Source organism: Variovorax frigidus, assembly GCF_051216515.1.
Lineage (GTDB): Bacteria > Pseudomonadota > Gammaproteobacteria > Burkholderiales > Burkholderiaceae_C > Variovorax.
Map to the genome: position 1 here is coordinate 2315 of NZ_JBPJZF010000016.1, position 3322 is coordinate 5636.

General features: G+C 49.7%; 2 rRNA genes. Both read left to right on the plus strand.

Annotated elements, in window-relative coordinates:
• Positions 1 to 156 precede the first annotated feature (156 nt).
• Positions 157 to 3032: ribosomal RNA gene (locus tag ACSFBC_RS28370) — 23S ribosomal RNA — on the plus strand.
• Between the two features lie 127 nt (positions 3033 to 3159).
• A 5S ribosomal RNA gene (rrf, locus tag ACSFBC_RS28375) occupies positions 3160 to 3272 on the plus strand.
• Positions 3273 to 3322: the final 50 nt, after the last annotated feature.

The following is a 3322-nucleotide window of genomic DNA, read 5'->3' on the forward strand; positions in this document are numbered from 1 at the left end:
ACATAGAATTTTTGATTGCGTCAAAAGAAACTTCAATTTCGAGTCAAATCGAATTTTGAATGTAACGGCATAACGCGTCAGGTGAAAGACCTGACATATTCCTTGTGATGATTTTGTGTTTCGCTTGAGTGATTGAGTGAGACGTCAAAGTTATAGGGTCAAGTGAATAAGAGCACGTGGTGGATGCCTTGGCAATGATAGGCGACGAAGGACGTGATAGCCTGCGATAAGCTTCGGGGAGCTGGCAAATTAGCTTTGATCCGGAGATTTCCGAATGGGGAAACCCACCTGAAAGGGTATCGCATGATGAATACATAGTCATGCGAGGCGAACCGGGTGAACTGAAACATCTCAGTAGCTCGAGGAAAAGACATCAACCGAGATTCCGAAAGTAGTGGCGAGCGAAATCGGAAGAGCCTGTTAGTGATAGCACAAGACATAACGGAACAGTTTGGAAAGACTGGCCATAGTGGGTGATAGCCCCGTACGTGAAATGACCTGTGTGGTACTGAGCTAACGACAAGTAGGGCGGGACACGAGAAATCCTGTCTGAATATGGGGGGACCATCCTCCAAGGCTAAATACTCATCATTGACCGATAGTGAACTAGTACCGTGAGGGAAAGGCGAAAAGAACCCCGGGAGGGGAGTGAAATAGATCCTGAAACCGCGTGCTTACAAAAAGTAGGAGCCTCGTAAGGGGTGACTGCGTACCTTTTGTATAATGGGTCAGCGACTTACATTCAGTGGCAAGGTTAACCGAATAGGGAAGCCGTAGAGAAATCGAGTCCGAATAGGGCGATCAGTCGCTGGGTGTAGACCCGAAACCAAGTGATCTATCCATGGCCAGGATGAAGGTGCCGTAACAGGTACTGGAGGTCCGAACCGACTAGTGTTGCAAAACTAGCGGATGAGCTGTGGATAGGGGTGAAAGGCTAAACAAACTTGGAAATAGCTGGTTCTCTCCGAAAACTATTTAGGTAGTGCCTCAAGTATTACCATCGGGGGTAGAGCACTGTTTTGGCTAGGGGGTCATGGCGACTTACCAAACCAAGGCAAACTCCGAATACCGATGAGTACAGCTTGGGAGACAGAGCACCGGGTGCTAACGTCCGGACTCAAGAGGGAAACAACCCAGACCGCCAGCTAAGGTCCCTAAAATTGGCTAAGTGGGAAACGAAGTGGGAAGGCTAAAACAGTCAGGATGTTGGCTTAGAAGCAGCCATCATTTAAAGAAAGCGTAATAGCTCACTGATCGAGTCGTCCTGCGCGGAAGATGTAACGGGGCTAAGCCAGTTACCGAAGCTGCGGATTTGCAATTTATTGCAAGTGGTAGGAGAGCGTTCTGTAAGCCTGTGAAGGTGCGTTGTAAAGCGCGCTGGAGGTATCAGAAGTGCGAATGCTGACATGAGTAGCGTTAAAGGGGGTGAAAAGCCCCCTCGCCGTAAGCGCAAGGTTTTCTACGCAACGTTCATCGGCGTAGAGTGAGTCGGCCCCTAAGGCGAGGCAGAGATGCGTAGCTGATGGGAAACAGGTCAATATTCCTGTACCGATATATAGTGCGATGTGGGGACGGATCTTAATAGGTCATCCAGTTATTGGATTATTCTGGTTTAGTTGGATGTAGGCGTGCATTAGGCAAATCCGGTGCACATATACCGAGGCCAACGATCGAGCGGACTTGTCCGTGAAGTGACTGAACGAGGTTCCAGGAAAAGCCACTAAGCTTCAGCTATATACGACCGTACCGCAAACCGACACTGGTGCGCGAGATGAGTATTCTAAGGCGCTTGAGAGAACTCAGGAGAAGGAACTCGGCAAATTGACACCGTAACTTCGGAAGAAGGTGTGCCCTATTAGTGTGTAGTGAACAACGAAGCATGAATGGGTTGCAAAAAATCGGTGGCTGCGACTGTTTATTAAAAACACAGCACTCTGCAAACACGAAAGTGGACGTATAGGGTGTGACGCCTGCCCGGTGCTGGAAGATTAAATGATGGGGTGCAAGCTCTTGATTGAAGTCCCAGTAAACGGCGGCCGTAACTATAACGGTCCTAAGGTAGCGAAATTCCTTGTCGGGTAAGTTCCGACCTGCACGAATGGCGTAACGATGGCCACACTGTCTCCTCCTGAGACTCAGCGAAGTTGAAATGTTTGTGATGATGCAATCTCCCCGCGGAAAGACGGAAAGACCCCATGAACCTTTACTGTAGCTTTGTATTGGACTTTGAACAGATCTGTGTAGGATAGGTGGGAGGCTTTGAAGCAGGGTCGCTAGATCTTGTGGAGCCAACGTTGAAATACCACCCTGGTGTGTTTGAGGTTCTAACCTAGGTCCATTATCTGGATCGGGGACAGTGCATGGTAGGCAGTTTGACTGGGGCGGTCTCCTCCCAAAGCGTAACGGAGGAGTTCGAAGGTACGCTAGTTACGGTCGGACATCGTGACGATAGTGCAATGGCATAAGCGTGCTTAACTGCGAGACTGACAAGTCGAGCAGATGCGAAAGCAGGACATAGTGATCCGGTGGTTCTGTATGGAAGGGCCATCGCTCAACGGATAAAAGGTACTCTGGGGATAACAGGCTGATACCGCCCAAGAGTTCATATCGACGGCGGTGTTTGGCACCTCGATGTCGGCTCATCTCATCCTGGGGCTGTAGCCGGTCCCAAGGGTATGGCTGTTCGCCATTTAAAGAGGTACGTGAGCTGGGTTTAAAACGTCGTGAGACAGTTTGGTCCCTATCTTCCGTGGGCGCTGCAGATTTGAGGAAGCCTGCTCCTAGTACGAGAGGACCGGAGTGGACACACCTCTGGTGTATCGGTTGTCACGCCAGTGGCATTGCCGAGTAGCTAAGTGTGGAAGAGATAACCGCTGAAAGCATCTAAGCGGGAAACTCGTTTCAAGATGAGATCTGCCGGGGCCTTGAGCCCCCTAAAGAGTCGTTCAAGACCAGGACGTTGATAGGTCAGGTGTGGAAGCGCAGTAATGCGTTAAGCTAACTGATACTAATTGCTCGTGCGGCTTGACCCTATAACTTTGATCAATCTGATCAAGGTGTTATGCCAAGTTGACGCATTCAAAATAATTCGCCAAAAGCTGATTCCAAACTCTATGAATTCGTTTGCTTGATCGCGTGATCAGCAGACAACAAGTTATGCCTGATGACCATAGCGACGTGGTACCACTCCTTCCCATCCCGAACAGGACAGTGAAACGCGTCAGCGCCGATGATAGTGCGGGTTCCCGTGTGAAAGTAGGTCATCGTCAGGCTCTTACAGCCCTAGACAAGCCCCAACCTAACGGTTGGGGCTTTTCTTTTT